Origin of the sequence: Flavobacterium sp. S87F.05.LMB.W.Kidney.N (assembly GCF_004366435.1) — a bacterium.
Lineage (GTDB): Bacteria > Bacteroidota > Bacteroidia > Flavobacteriales > Flavobacteriaceae > Flavobacterium.
This window is the reverse complement of the sequence record NZ_SODX01000003.1, coordinates 17,238-32,186: the sequence shown is the minus strand read 5'-3', so window position 1 is coordinate 32,186 and position 14,949 is coordinate 17,238. Positions and strand designations below refer to the sequence as shown.

The following is a 14,949-nucleotide window of genomic DNA, read 5'->3' as shown; positions in this document are numbered from 1 at the left end:
TTTACAGATTAGGTTACTAACTGAAAGCTGTGACTGTAAACTGCCACTTAAAAAAACTACTTCAACGGATTACCGTTTTGGTCAAGAGAACCAGATTTAATGATAATCATTTTATCCAGTTGGATGTATTTCTTAATCACATCGTTTACCTGCTGTAAAGTTGCTTTTTGAATATCTTTTGGATATTGGTCAATATAGTTTGGCTCTAAACCTCTTTCTATAAAACTCAAAATTGTTCTTGCCATTCCGTTTGTCGTGGACATTCCAACTTTAAAACTGCCGATTAAGTTGGTTTTCTTGTTTTCTAATTCTTCTGCCGTAATTCCATTTTTTACCCATTTATCAACTTGAACCATCGTCGCGTCTAAACCTTTTTGAAATAACGCTGGGTTGAAAGAAGCATTTACAAACCAGTAACCACCTGTCTGAATATTTCCGCCAATTCCTGACGAAATACTATAGGTCAAACCATCATTATCGCGAACTGTCTGCATTAAACGTCCTGCAAAACCAGCTCCCAAAGTATAATTAGCAATATAAAACGGAATATAATCTGCATCTGCTCTTTTTAAACCTGTAAACTGTCCTATAAACAATTCTGCACTTGGTTTTTCTGGAATTGTAACGACTTCTGTTTTAGCCGAAGTTTTTGAAGCTTCTTCAAATTTCAAGTTTTCCGCAACTCCCCCATTCCAATTTTTAAAAGATTTTTTTAATGAAGCATTTAAATTCGCTCCATCTGTGTCTCCTACAATTACCAGACGCATTGATGTTGTTCCGAAATATTTTTTGTGGAAAGCTTTAACTTCATCCAACGTTGCAATCTTAATATTCGAAATATTATCTTCAACGTTCAAGCTGTAATTTGGATTGTTTTTTGGATAAATGGCTTGAGATAAAGCAATGCTTCCTCTTTCGCCTGGATCGTTTAAACTTTGTTGTGTGTTTCCGATAAACTGTTGTTTTAAATTTTCAAACTCTTTTGTATCAAACAGAGGATTTCTCAATTCTTCAGCCAATAAAGCAATTACTTGATCTAGATCTTTTTTCAAACATTTAAATCCAATATTTATTTTAAATGTTGATGCATTGACATTCAAGTTTACTCCTAGTTTTTGAAGCTTTTCTGAGAATTTAAATTTATCATTTAAAGTTGTTCCTTTAGACAACATAGAAGCAGTTAAAGCTGGAATAATCGGGTTTTTATGTTCTCCCGAATAATTTCCTAACGAAATGCTAGCTGCCACTGTCACAAAATCTTTAGCCGAAGTTTTAACCGAAACTACATCTATTCCTGATACCTTTTCTCTTTTATAAGCGGAAGCTGTCTTTTCAATATTTTCTTTTGAAATACTTACCTCTAAAATATTTTTTATTGCTGAAGCAGCAACAGATAAACTTTCTTCCTGTACATGTCCTTCCTCTGAATGTCTGTAATAAAATGGTCCGTTTTCTGGTAAAAAATTATTTGCCTGAGCTGTTTCTTTATTTTGAGAACCTGACTGTTTCGGAATAAAATATCCAGTTGTACTTTGATCTTCAACTAAATATTGCTGCGCTACGCGAATAACATCTGCCGGAGTAACTTTTTTCAAACGGTCAACTCCTGTAATGTAATCTGTCCAGTCTCCAGCTGCAATGGCTTCGTTTAATTCGGAAGCAATAACACCAGAACCGTCACGAGATAAGATTGTTTGTGCGCTAATTTTTGCCACAACACGATTTACCTCATCCTGTGTTACGCCTTCTTTCTGAATTTTAGCTACAACTTCAGTGATTTTAGCATCGACATCTTCATGTTTTGATGTGGTTGGAAAACCAACACCAATGGTAAAAAGTCCGACTTCTTTAAAATTCGTTGCATTTGCATACGTATAAACTCCCATTCGGGTATCAACGAAAGTTTTGTTTAAAATAGCCGAAGGACCCGAACCAATGATTTCTCCCAAAATATTCAATGCCGGAAGATCTTCATGCAATGCACCTGGAATTTTGTAGGCTTTATTTACAACGCCCAATTCTCCTGGTTTTCTAACCACAATTTTACGAGCTCCATATTGCTGAGGCTCTTCTGTATATGGCTGTGGCATGACGTGTGGCGCTTTCGTAATTTTTCCGAAATACTTTTCAATCAATTCAAAAACATTTTCTTTTTTGAAATCTCCGATAATTGTTAAAGTTGCATTATCTGGCCAATAATAGGTATTGTAAAAGTTTTTTAAGACTTCAATTGGCGCTTTTTCAATATCTGATTTCCATCCAATTGTTGAATGATGATATGGATGTGCAATATAAGCAGAAGCCCAGATTTCTTTATCTAATAAACTGTTCGGATCGTTTTCACCACGTTCAAATTCGTTGCGCACAACTGTCATTTCCGCTTCTTTATCTTCTTTTAATAATAAAGAATTTCGCATTCTGTCGGCTTCGATTTGAATCGCCAATTCGATTTTATCACTCGGAAGTGTTTCAAAATAATTGGTACGGTCGTACCAAGTTGTCGCATTTAACTGCGCGCCTGTATTTTGAAGGACATCAGTAATTGTATTTCCGTTTTTTTTGTTGAAAGTCGGAGTTCCTTTAAACATTAAATGTTCTAAAAGATGCGTTGATCCCGTGTTTCCTAAAACTTCATGTTTTGATCCTACGCGGTATACAATTTGTACCGTTGCAACTGGCGAAGCGTTGTCCTGCAAAAGCAAGATATTCATTCCGTTGGGCTGATATAAATATTCTTCGATTCCGCCGACTTCTTTAATTTTCTTAAAATTAACCGATTTATTCTGCGCAGAAACAAGCGTACAAAAAGCTAATGAGCAATAGCCCAAAAAGATGTATTTTTTCATTTTTTTGTGATGTTATTTTTTTAGTTTTCAGTCACAGTTTTCAGTCGCAGTTCCACTGGAAACTGAAAACTGTGACTGAAAACTAATTTAAGATTTACTGAAGATTTCTTTCAATTTTGATTGTAATTCAGCTTCTCTAAGATTTTTGGCAATGATTTTTCCGTCAGGTCCAATTAAGTAGTTGGTTGGAACCATTTTTACACCGTATAAAACGGCAGCTTCGTTCTGCCAGCCTTTTAAATCAGAAACATGAGTCCACGTTAATCCGTCTCTTTCAATTGCTTTTTCCCAAAGTTTCTTTTTATCATCTAACGAAACTCCTAAAACATCAAATCCTTTATCATGGTACGTTTTATAAGCCAAAACTACATTTGGATTTTCTTTTCTGCATGGACCGCACCAGCTTGCCCAGAAATCAACCAAAACATATTTTCCTTTATAATCGGCTAATTTCACAGCTTTTCCGTTTACGTCAGGTTGAGAAAATTCAGGTGCCTGAGAACCAACAGCTGTTTTATCATTAAGATCAATGGCTTCTTTTAACTGTTTTCCGTAAAATGATTTTTGTACTTCTGGAGACAAAACAGCAAAATACGTTTTTACTTGTGCTGGAGTTCCGTAAGAAACAATTCGATCATTAATTATTAAAGCAGCTGCTATTTTATCTTTATTTTTTCGGATAAACTTGTCGGTTAAATCATCAGCGAAAGCGGCAAGATCTTTCCATTTTTTATCCATTGCAGTTTGCTGTTCTGCATTTAATTTTACTTTTCCCTTCTGAGTTAAAGAATCAGACAATTTGTAAATAGGACCAGCGATGTTTTGTATTTTTTTGAATTCGTTATCATAATACGACTTATAAATATCGTTTTGTGTCGCGCCGCTAACTTTAGCTTTAAAAATGGAATCTTTTTTAGCTTCTACTTTTATATCTTCATTATCCAAAAGAAAATAGGCACCGTATTCTTCTCCCTTTAGTTTAATAGTATGCAGCAATGGTTCTGAAACTTTTCCCGTAAAAGTAAAAGCTCCTTCTGGACTGATTTGTGCGGAATCGGTTATTTTCTTGTTTCCTTTTTCATCTGTGTTTTCCAGATAAACCGTTCCTTTATCTAATCCTACGATTGTGCCATTGATCGTAAATCCTTCTTTTTTGGAACAAGAAGAAAGCGCGGTTATAAATGCCAAAGCAGTCAAACCTGATTTTAAGATTGTACTTTTCATGTTATTTTTTTGTTGTTATTTTTTATTTAAACACGTAGAATCATAGATGCTGTAAGCTTTAAAAAATACATTTCATTTATTAAAACAAACATAGTTATACTTCTGATCAAGTGTTTTTTAATTTTTAATTCTCAATTTTTAATTCCTAATAATTAAGATTTCAAAAGCTCTTTTAATTTTGCTTCCAATTCTGCACCTCTTAAATTATCGCTGATAATTATACCTTTACTATCTACTAAATAAGTGGCTGGAATTGTTTTTACGTTAAACGATTTACTTACTTTATCATCGTCTAAAAGATTGTGCCATGGCATTTTTTCTATTCCTAGTGCTTTCTGCCAGGCTTTTTCATCTTTATCAATTGAGATACTTAAAATTTCAAATCCTTTATCGGCATATTCAGAATAAGCTGTTTTTAAATTCGGAATTTCTTTTCTGCATGGACCGCACCACGAAGCCCAAAAATCAATTAAGATATATTTTTTTCCTGCTACGATTTCTTTAGCTGTACAAGCCTTTCCGTCTTTATCTTTTAATCCGAAATTAGCAACACTTGTTCCTATTAGAGATTTAGGATTCAAATCTTTGTCTACCAATTGTCCGTAATAACTTTTCTTTGCCGTTTCAGAAAATTGCTCAAAAAGCGGCTTTTGATCTGGCGTAAAATAACTGTATTGGGTCATCATGAAAAAAGGTCCCCACCAAGTTGTTTTATGTTTGGCGATAAGATCTGTTGTTGTTTTTTGTACTTTGGTAAAAAATGCTTTTTCATCTGCTTCGAATTTTTTCCATTCTGGAGAATTGCCGATAGAGTCTATCAGCTTTTTATTTCCAGACGTTCTGGCTTTCGAATATAGTTTTCCAAGTTCTTCTGTACCTTTATGATAGTTTTCGTAATCTTTATTTAATTCAGCTTTAAAAGCAGTTTCCTTTTTATAATAGTCGTTTGATTTAGAACCTGTAATAACTTCATTTTTAAAGTTAATTCGCTCGTCTTCACTTTTTGAAACTTCTCCATCTGCCGTAACTTTTATTTTAGAATTTTCAACGATTAAATGAATATATCCTTTATTCTTTCCAAAAACCAGATAAAAAAAACGCGGTTCATTTAATTTTCCTGTAAAGGTAAATTTACCCTCTTTCAAGGTTGTTTCAGCGACTGGCGATTCAGAAGAATGTGTTGCGCCCGGTGTTAATTGTACTGTTGTTCCGTCTGCAAGACCAGTAATATTTCCTTCAATGGAATAAGAAGCTGGTGCAAGCGCTATTGCTTTTTTCTTTTGTGCAATACCGTTATTTGAAATTACAAATAGGCATACACACAATCCTAATACTTTGTATTTAATTGTATTCATTTTTTTTGATTGATGTTTAATAAAGCTTCCCTTTCGGGATTCTTACTCAGGAAGCTTTGGGATTTTTACTTCGCTACATTTTGAGTTATCGTTCCGTTTCCTGGATTTTGCGTTGCTCCCTGTGGAAATGGCATTGTCCATAAATGAGAATCTGATGATAATGTGTACGTAGTTCCGTTTGCTGTTTTAGTATAACTTACTTTATAAACACCTTCTGCATTTAAACGGCGTGCGTCTGCAAAAGGAATCAATGTGTTCGTAAGTTCATTGTTTTTTGTTCTGAAAATAGCATTCAAAGCTGTTGTTTTATCTGTAGTCGAAATATCCTGATAAGAAGCTGGAAGAATACGAGTTTTACGAACTGTATTTAAAACATTCAGCGCCTCACTAATTTGTCCTGCACGAGCCAGACATTCAGCTTTAATTAAATAAACTTCTACAGTTGTGATTCCGCCAAAGTTAAAAAAGCCAGACAAAGTTCTTCTGTAATAGGTTTCTGCACCAACAGTGTAAATTTTCCAACGAGAAATAAAACGGGCATCACCAGTTTCAAAACGCTGTGCACGCTCTACTGGAATACTATTTTCTGTCGATAAATTATTTGTAATACCATGACGATAATTATAATTTTCTACATAGTTAAATCCCATAGGAGAAGTTGTTGCAGTATAAGAATTTGGAACATCAATAATTGCTTTATTGGTATTGTAATATCCAATCCAATCATACAATTTATTATTTTCTGCTAATGCTAAATCTGCATATTTTAACGCTTCTGTATAATTATTCATTTGCAGATAAACTCTTGAATAAAAGGCGTAACCCGCTCCTAAATTTGGATGTAAAGGCGTTTGAGAAACTTTCAACAAATAGGGTAAAGCTTCTTTAACATCATTCAAAATGAAATCATACATTTCCTGAATCGTTACTTGTTTGCTCGGTGCATTAATATTGGCACTTGTTATCAACGGAACTGATAATTTTGTTGAAGCTGATGAAGCTACATAAGTATCTGCATAAAAATTCACCAAATTAAAGTAATTCATGGCACGAAGTACTTTTGCTTCTGCCCATACTACTCTTTGTTCTGCTTCCGTTGCTTGAGTGGTACTTAATGCATTTTCAATAATTAAATTAAATGTCGAAATTCCAGCATAACTTGAGTAATACATCGTTTCATCAGATACCTTCAATGCAATACGGTCTGCATTCTCGTCCCACATATAATTGGCAGCATATAACCTATTATTTGCCAAAGAGGCAACAGTTACATATTGGTCATTTAATAATTGTGAAGCTCCAGTAATATCAACTCTATGATTTGTGTATTCGTCACGTAAAAAAGCTTCATAATCTGCTAATGTTGTTGGTGATTTTGATCCTTTTGGAATGTCACTCAAATAATCTTCGCAAGATGCTAAAGTCAATCCTAAAGCCAATAAGCACGCAATCTTTTTATATATATTTTTCATCGTCTAGTCTTTATAAATTAGAAATTAACGTTTACACCCAAAACAAAACTTGGAGATTGGAAACCATTTAAAAGATACTTTGCATCTCTGCTTTTAGCAAAAGTATATACGTTTTCTGCGTTTAAATTGAAACGTACACCGTCTAATTTTACTCTTTTTATAATGTCACTTGGCATTTGATAAGCCAATGAAATGTTGCTTAATCTTACATTCGATGCATCTAAAATATTAATATCTGCATAGGAATAAATAGTACGAGAATCTGAGCTAAATTCTGGATCATATTCGTATACTGCTCTCGGAATATTTGTGAAAGCTTCGTCTCCAGGCTGCTGCCAACGGTCTGCAATATGATTATTAACAACTGAAATATTGGTAATATAACCTCCCATTGCACCCGAATAAACATTATCTAACATTGGCAGAAACGTATTTCTAATTTTATGACCTAGTTCGTAAATGAAAAGTGCTGAAAGTGAGAAGTTTTTATAATTTGCAGAAGTATGGAAAGATCCACTGTGCGTAGGAACTGTTGAACCAAAATCCTGAATAGCATCTATTTGTCCCGGATTGTATTTTACTGCCGTTCCAGAAGCATCATAAACCTGAGGTATTCCTGTACTGCTTAAGCCAGCCCACTTGTAACCATAAATAGAATTAAAACTTGTTCCAACTCTAGGAAAAGCCTGTGGGTAATCTAATTGCAGGTAATAAACGGGCGCTTTTACATTTACGTAATCGACTTTGTTCTTGTTGTAAGCATATAAAACAGATGCATCCCAAGAGAATGAAGGCGTTTTTACAATAGTTCCTCTTAAAGTAACTTCGATACCTTTGTTGGTCATTTCCCCATTGTTAAGCGTGTAAGTCGAATAACCCCATCCTTCTGTTGGAATTCCTTGGCTGCTCGCTAACAAATTTTCTCCTTTTTTATTATATAAATCTAGAGTTCCGCCTAATCTGCTCTTAAAAAATGAAAAGTCTAAACCGATATTAGTTGTCGTTGTTTTTTCCCAAGACAATTCTGGGTTTGGTCTCTTGCTTACAGTTCCCTGGTTTCCTCCAACATTGGAGTTAGAATTATAATATGCTGTTAAGTACGGCGCAGAATCTTTAGCGATATTTCCTCCAATACCATATGAAGCACGAAGTTTAAGCCCGTCTACCCATGCAGCATCAAAAAATGATTCTTTGTCAATATTCCATGCGGCTCCTGTTGACCAAGTTGGTTTGTTTTGGTATTCACTGTCTGTTCCCCAAAGGTTAGAACGATCCCAGCGAATACTTCCAGAAAGTGTATATCTTTTATCATAAGTATAACCTCCAGTTCCATAAACCGAAACGAAACGATTTTGTAATTCTTTTTCTAATGAAAACTCGTTTTGTGACATATAACCACTAAAAACAGTTCCGTACACTTTTAATAAATCAGCTTGATTGACTGGCGCAAAACCTAAAGTCTGCGAATCATATCCGTAACGTGTATTATCTTTATATTCTTGTTTGGAATGGCGGATTTCCATACCTGCAATCGCAGAAAAATCATGCTTTTCGGCAAAAGTCTGATTGAAGTTTAATTGCTGACGGAAATTATAAGCATTAGAATACTGATTGGTTTCTTTTATAATATCTCCGTATGGTAAATTATAAACAGCTTTGTTATTGGCAATTGTCACCATTCCGTTCACCTTACTTCTTACATAATAAGAGTCTTTACCAAATAATTGATTAGCACGATCTGAACCAAACTCGTATTGAAACATTGCATTGTATGTAAATGCGTTACTAAATTTCACATTAAACTTTGCATACGTCCTGTTTAAGAAATTTTTGCTTTCAATTAAATTTCTCCCCAACTCATCCATCGGAGTGATGTTCATATCATAAAGACCATAATTCTTTATAGAATTAAGTGTAAAACTATTGTAGCGAGATTCTGGTGTAGATACAAAATTAGTTCCATCATTATTAACTAATTGATTGTATGGCTGATGTTTATAACCCGCATTAAGGGTACTGGAAGACGAATTAATAGGGTTGTAACTTTGCGTATCTCCTTTTCCGAAATTAACATAAGTCCCTAAATCTAAAGATAACCAGCTGTTAATTTGAGTTGAGTTTTTTAAATTAAGACCGACTGTTTCATTTTCAGAATAAATATCTTCAAGCTGATTATTTTTATAGGTTAAAGAAGCATTGAAAGTATTCGTTTCTGTCGCTTTTCCTAGACTAAGATTATGCTGCAAAAAATATTGATCGCGTTTTGCATATCGCGCTATATCATCATAATATTTATAACCTTGAGAACCAAGCGCATCCAAACGACTGTTCATTTCTGCCATTGAAGTTTTTCCTGCATAACCATTTAAAATAGTCTGCATTCCTAAACTTGTAAATACGGCATTGTTTAGCAATGATTGTGCATACGTACTTGCATTAGCCGTTTTTAAATTAGGATTTCCGTCTGCCCATCCTTTTTCTAAACCAATAATATCAGCAGAACTCGTAAGGTTTCCGGTATAATTTCTATAAGGAGTAACCGTTAAATTACTTGAAAATGAAATAGTTGTTTTTCCTGCTTTTGCTTTTTTAGTTGTAATAACGACAACTCCATTTGCGGCACGAGCACCATAAATAGACGAAGCCGCAGCATCTTTTAGAACCGTTATCGTTTCAATATCTTCTAAGTTCAGACTTGGAAGATTTTCTTCTAGTGTACTATAAGGAGTTAGCCTAGTGTTTTCAACAGGAAACCCATCAATAACATACAAAGGCGCTGTTGACCCAGTCATTGAAGTCGTTCCACGAATTTTACCATCCTGATATCCTACGATACGTCCTTCTAAAATTTTATCTATACTGCTTAAACGTTGTTCTTTAAAGTCTGCAGCTTTTAAATTTGAAAAAGATCCTGTAGCCTTTTCCGCATCAATATTTTGATATCCAGTTTTTAATACTAAACCTTCTAGTTCTAGTACATCTTCTTTCAATACAACATTAATAACACTTCTTCCTTCAACTTTAATTTCTTGTCTTACATATCCTAAATAAGCAAATGCTAAAGTAGTTTCGCTGCTTACCGCTATAATTTGATATTCTCCATTAAAATCTGTCTGAACGCCTCTACCCGAACCATTATCAGAAATTGCGGCGCCAACTAGAGGCATACCTTTTTCATCGGTTACACGTCCTTTTACGATAAAGTCTGCTTCGGCTTTTACTGTTCTTTCTTCAGGAGCTTTTTTAGCCATTAAAACGATATGATTTCCAGAAACTTTATAGTCAGTTCCTGTATCTCCAAAAATGGTATTTAAGAGTGTCTCAATAGCAACATTACTTTCATTAATAGTAATGATTCTATTTAAATCGACAGATCTTACATTGTAAACAAATCTGTAATTGGTTGTGTATTCGAGCTTTTCAATAGCTTTAGCAACAGTCATATTATTAGCACTAAAAGAGATTTTAGCTTTTTGCGAATAAGTAGTTCCGGCGTGCATTATTGTTAAGGCGGTGAATAAAAATAATGTGGTCAATTTCATCTTCAAATCAAATTTCAAAAAAGGCTTGTCGAACCTGATTTTGTTCAATACTTTTTTCATACTTTTAAAATGTTTTTTTAATGTTGGTTGGTTAATTAACTGACCGCATTTACTCTACCGGGAAATGTTGGCGCATTTTCCGGTTTTTTTATAAATAACGATCCATTTCATTTTTGGACTTTTGTTACATAGGCGCTTTTTATTTTAGATTGGTGATTTTAGATTTTAGATTGCAGATTTTAGAGTATTAACATTCAAACTAACTACTAACTACTAACAACTAACAACTAACAACTAATAACTAACAACTTACTTAATCGTGATTTTATCCCTGTCAATGATATAATCTATTGCGTAACTATCACTAAAATATTTCAAAACCACTTCGATGGGTTCGTTATCAAATCGGGCATTGAAAATTTCTTTTCCGAGCATTTTATTTCGGTTTATAAACGTGACATTATAATGACGTTCCAGCTTCTTGATAATATCATTAAACGAAGCATTTTTAAACACTAAGCTTCCTTTTACCCAAGCCGTATAATAGTCTGTATTAACTTGTTCTATTTTAATTTCTGAACGACTTTTTATAGTCGATCCTTTTTCACCAGGTTTTAAGTAAACAGGATTTTCTTTTGCTTTCTGATCTTTATAAAGCGATACTTTTCCTTCGACCAAAACCACATCAGTACTTATATTTTCAGTATATGTATCTACGTTAAATTTGGTTCCCAAAACCTCAACGTTTACATTTTGTGTATTAATCATAAACGGATGCTGCTTGTCTTTTTCTACTTCAAAATAGCCTTCTCCAAGAAGATAAACTTGTCGGTTTTGATTTTTTACAAATTGCACTGGATATCGAAATGAAGTCCCAGCGTTTAAATGCACCAATGTGCCGTCTGATAATTGCACTTCAAACTTTTTACCATATGGAATTCTAAGGACATTATAAACCAGCTCTCCTTCAGAATAAGCTTTGTTATAAACCAATCTATTTTTTTCTTGTTTACCAATGATGTTTCCATTTTTGTCGGTTACATTTCTGGCTTCATTAGGATCAAGAGTTTGCGATTCATTTCCTAGCTGCAGTACAATTTCATCTTCTCTCGGAATCACTACATTTTGCTTTGAAGGTGAAGATTCTGAATTTTTATAAAGATAAAATCCTCCCAGAGCCACAATCAAAATCGCTGCATATTTATAATAAGATGAAAATCTTCTTTTTGCAAAAACATTATTTTCGTTTTGAATTCTTTGAGAAAGCTGTTTTCTTACTTCGGTAGAATCAAAATTGTTCATAGCAGTATCTATTGCGTAATTGGTTTTCACAAAATCCTTAAACACAATTTGGTTTTCATCTTCTTTTAACCATTCTGTCAGCTTCTCAATTTCTTCCTGACTTGCCTGATTTGTGATAAATTTAACGATTAACCGCTCTGATTTTTTCACTGTCATTTTTGTTGTTTTTAATATTATTACGAAGCAAAAAAACAAAACCCTAACAATTTGATAAAGTTTTTTTCATTTTGCTGATTTTTTTTCTTTTCACAAGTTTTTTCTTTCAACAAACACTACTAATTTGATAGAAATAAAAGGGTAAATGGTTTTACTTTTGCATTTTTTGCTCCTTTTATTTGTAATAATTTTCAAATAGAAAATCAAAAAATCGGGAAAATTGAACCAAATACAGTCTAATTTAAGCCCTAAAACCTATTAATTTATATATTTGTTTCTATGAAAACTGATGATTACAACGATAATGATAAACTGATTGAGTCTCTCAGAAATGGAGATGAAACGGCGTATACTTATTTAATCGATACTTATCATCATCAACTTTGCGTTTACGCCAACAGTTTAGTCAAAAATGTGTACAGTGCCGAAGACATTGTGCAAAATGTTTTTATTAAAGTTTGGGAACATCGTACGCGATTAAAATCGGATCATGCCTTGAAAAGTTTTCTTTACAAACTGACTTACAATGAGTTTATAGATTTGTACAGAAAAAATCAATCTTTATTTTCTTTAGAAAAATCATATTATGATGCTTTGAACGGAATCGTTCAGGAAGATAATTCAGAAGCTTTTCAGAGAGTTTTAAATGCGGTAAATAAAGAGATTCAAAATCTTCCTCCAAAATGTAAAGAGGTTTTCATTTTGAGTAAAAAAGAAGGTTTGACTAATATTGAAATTGCAGAACATTTAGACGTTTCTATAAAAACGGTTGAAGCTCAGATTACTAAAGCTTTTTCTATTCTCCGTTCTTCTTTAGAAGAAAAAGTAAGGAGTGTATTGTTTTTGTTATTTTCAGCTAAAAAAAAATTCAGACTAAATAATTTAATCTGAATTTTCCTTTTATTGTTTTAAAGCATAAATAAATCCTGTTCCCTTTTTTCCGTTTTCGAGTTCATATTCCGTTTGAATTCGCATATAACCGTCGCCTTCAAATTCGTCAAGATAATCCCAATTTGCTGTTAGATCATTAGAAAAAAGTACATAACAATTGATAGTTTCTGCCTCTTCTGCATTGACAGGAATAAAACCATGATATCCTAGAGATGATCCCCAGCCTCCTTCCTGCAATTTCCCTTTTATAGCTGCTTTCTGCCATTCTCCCTTAATAGGATTCATAACAGAATGATTGGATTCGCCCGGTGCCAGCGAACCGTAAATAATTAATGCAGGCATTGATTGTAAATCTTTCATTTATGATACGTATTCCATTTTTTGTTCAAAAAATTCCAGAACTGGCATTTTCATATCGTGGTAAAAAAGCACTTTCCAGTTTTCGTCTTTTGCCTGCTGTTCCCATTTTTTTCGTGATTCCATAGCGCGTTTTCCATCAAAGTCAGTTTTGTAAGCAACGTGCATTGACCAGTATATTTTTTGAGGCAAATCGTCTGCGCCGTAAAAAACAATTTCATCATCGGCTTTGATCCAGAAAACTTGATGATATTTGGTATGTCCGGCTGAAACTTCGTAGAAAATTTCATCAGTAATCTGCCCGCTGTCATTATGCATTAATTCTACATTAGGCAGTTTTTTCAGCTCATTTAAAATCTCAAAAACATAAGACGGATTATTGATTTGCTCTAAAGCAAAATCTATCTCCCGTTCCTGAATGTAAATCTTAGCATTTGGAAAATTACAAACGAAATTTCCATTCTCAAAATAACCAATTCCTTCGATATGATCTTTATGCAGATGTGAAACTAAAACTTTTGTTATTTGGTCTGGTGTAATATTATTCTTTTTCAGCATTTCATGAATAAACGGAATTCCATCATTCATAAATCCTAAACCCAAATCTAATAATATGACATCATTATCTGTAATGACCAAAAAAGGTTGTATTGCCATTTTAAGACCTGTATCGGTTGTTTCTTTTGTAATCAGCTTAAACTCCTTTTTAGAATTAGCTATATAATTTCCTTCTTGTAAAGCTATAATTTTCATTTTTGTTCTGCTTTAATTTTGCGACAATACAAAGTTCTTAAGATTTTTTATATTTGTAAAACCTTATTTTTCGATAAAATCAATCGATAAAACCGATTTAGAAATGGAACTTCGACAACTTAAATATTTTCTGAAAGCAAAAGAATTATTGAATTTTACAGAAGCCGCAACTGCGCTTCATATCAGTCAAAGCACTTTATCACAGCAAATTAAACAATTGGAAGATGAATTGCAAGTACCTCTTTTTAATAGAATTGGAAAACGAATTACACTTACAGAAGCAGGAGATTTATTTTCGGTTTACGCACAGCAGTCTGTCAACAAAGCAACTGACGGATTTGAACTTTTAAAAGATTTGAATAATCTTGAAAATGGAAAAGTAGCGATTGGTGTGACATACGCACTTCGTCATGTGGTTACAAAAGCTTTGATTTTATTTAGTTCAGAGTATCCTAAAATTCAATTCGAAATCGTCTTTGGAACTTCGCAGGAACTGATACAAAAACTAAATCTTTTTGAGCTTGATGTGATTCTCACTTTTGAAGAAATTGCTTCTGAAGCACATTTTAAATACAGGGAATTATTTACATCTCCAATGGCTTTGGTTACCTCAACCGAAACATCATTTAGCACTAAAAAAAGTATTTCTTTGAGTGAAGTCAGTTCTCTGCCGCTCGCACTTCCTTCAAGTGGTTTCAGTACTACACAGTTTATAAATAAAGCTTTTAAAAAAGACAATCTCAATCCGGAAGTTACGATTGAAATTAATGATATTCCCACTTTACTTGAATTAATCAAAACGGGAAAATGGCATACCATTTTAACTAAAACAACAATCGAAAACGAAAAAGATTTGCATGCGATACCCATAAAAGGAGAAAACATGACCAGAACTGCGATGCTTATTTCTTTGAAAGAAGTGTATGAGAAAAAAGCGGTTATTGCGTTTTTGAAAACGTTGATGGAGAATTTGCAATAAGTTTTTACATCATTATTTTAAAATTTGTTATTGGTAAAATTCCCTGCATCGCTAAAAAAAAAAGCCCTTTTC

The 14,949-nt window shown here is 33.4% G+C and carries 10 protein-coding genes; 2 read left to right on the top strand and 8 right to left on the bottom strand.

Annotated elements, in window-relative coordinates; translation table 11 throughout:
* Window positions 1–56 precede the first annotated feature (56 nt).
* The 6 genes from EDB96_RS09465 to EDB96_RS09440 form a co-directional block, all read right to left on the bottom strand.
* A complete protein-coding gene (locus tag EDB96_RS09465; RefSeq protein ID WP_134140422.1) occupies window positions 57–2,846 on the bottom strand; it encodes a M16 family metallopeptidase in 2,790 nt (929 codons plus the stop codon).
* An 87-nt stretch (window positions 2,847–2,933) separates the two neighbouring features.
* Complete coding sequence (locus tag EDB96_RS09460; protein WP_134140420.1) at window positions 2,934–4,070, bottom strand: TlpA disulfide reductase family protein; 1,137 nt, start codon at window positions 4,068–4,070, stop codon at window positions 2,934–2,936.
* 152 nt (window positions 4,071–4,222) lie between these two features.
* Window positions 4,223–5,425 (bottom strand): TlpA disulfide reductase family protein, encoded by a 1,203-nt coding sequence (locus EDB96_RS09455; protein ID WP_134140418.1) that lies wholly within the window; start codon window positions 5,423–5,425, stop codon window positions 4,223–4,225.
* Window positions 5,426–5,490: 65 nt separating this feature from the next.
* Window positions 5,491–6,897 carry a RagB/SusD family nutrient uptake outer membrane protein gene (locus tag EDB96_RS09450; RefSeq protein WP_134140416.1) on the bottom strand — a complete coding sequence of 469 codons (1,407 nt, stop codon included), beginning with the start codon at window positions 6,895–6,897 and terminating at the stop codon, window positions 5,491–5,493.
* Window positions 6,898–6,914: 17 nt separating this feature from the next.
* A complete protein-coding gene (locus EDB96_RS09445) occupies window positions 6,915–10,499 on the bottom strand; it encodes a SusC/RagA family TonB-linked outer membrane protein (protein ID WP_134140413.1) in 3,585 nt (1,194 codons plus the stop codon).
* A 249-nt stretch (window positions 10,500–10,748) separates the two neighbouring features.
* A complete protein-coding gene (locus tag EDB96_RS09440; RefSeq protein ID WP_134140411.1) occupies window positions 10,749–11,897 on the bottom strand; it encodes a FecR family protein in 1,149 nt (382 codons plus the stop codon).
* Between the two features lie 279 nt (window positions 11,898–12,176).
* On the opposite strand from EDB96_RS09440, the gene EDB96_RS09435 reads away from it, so the two are divergent.
* A complete protein-coding gene (locus EDB96_RS09435; RefSeq protein WP_134140408.1) occupies window positions 12,177–12,788 on the top strand; it encodes an RNA polymerase sigma factor in 612 nt (203 codons plus the stop codon).
* Between the two features lie 9 nt (window positions 12,789–12,797).
* Here the strand turns inward: EDB96_RS09435 and EDB96_RS09430 are convergent, their stop codons facing one another.
* Together EDB96_RS09430 and EDB96_RS09425 are read right to left on the bottom strand one after the other, a co-directional pair.
* Window positions 12,798–13,148, bottom strand: a complete 351-nt coding sequence (locus tag EDB96_RS09430) for a gamma-glutamylcyclotransferase family protein (protein WP_134140406.1) — start codon at window positions 13,146–13,148, stop codon at window positions 12,798–12,800.
* On the bottom strand, window positions 13,149–13,898 hold the full coding sequence (locus tag EDB96_RS09425) for an MBL fold metallo-hydrolase (RefSeq protein ID WP_134140404.1): 750 nt from the start codon (window positions 13,896–13,898) through the stop codon (window positions 13,149–13,151).
* A 103-nt stretch (window positions 13,899–14,001) separates the two neighbouring features.
* On the opposite strand from EDB96_RS09425, the gene EDB96_RS09420 reads away from it, so the two are divergent.
* The gene (locus EDB96_RS09420; protein WP_134140402.1) at window positions 14,002–14,877 is read left to right on the top strand and encodes a LysR substrate-binding domain-containing protein; all 876 of its coding nucleotides are present in this window, start codon (window positions 14,002–14,004) and stop codon (window positions 14,875–14,877) included.
* Window positions 14,878–14,949: the final 72 nt, after the last annotated feature.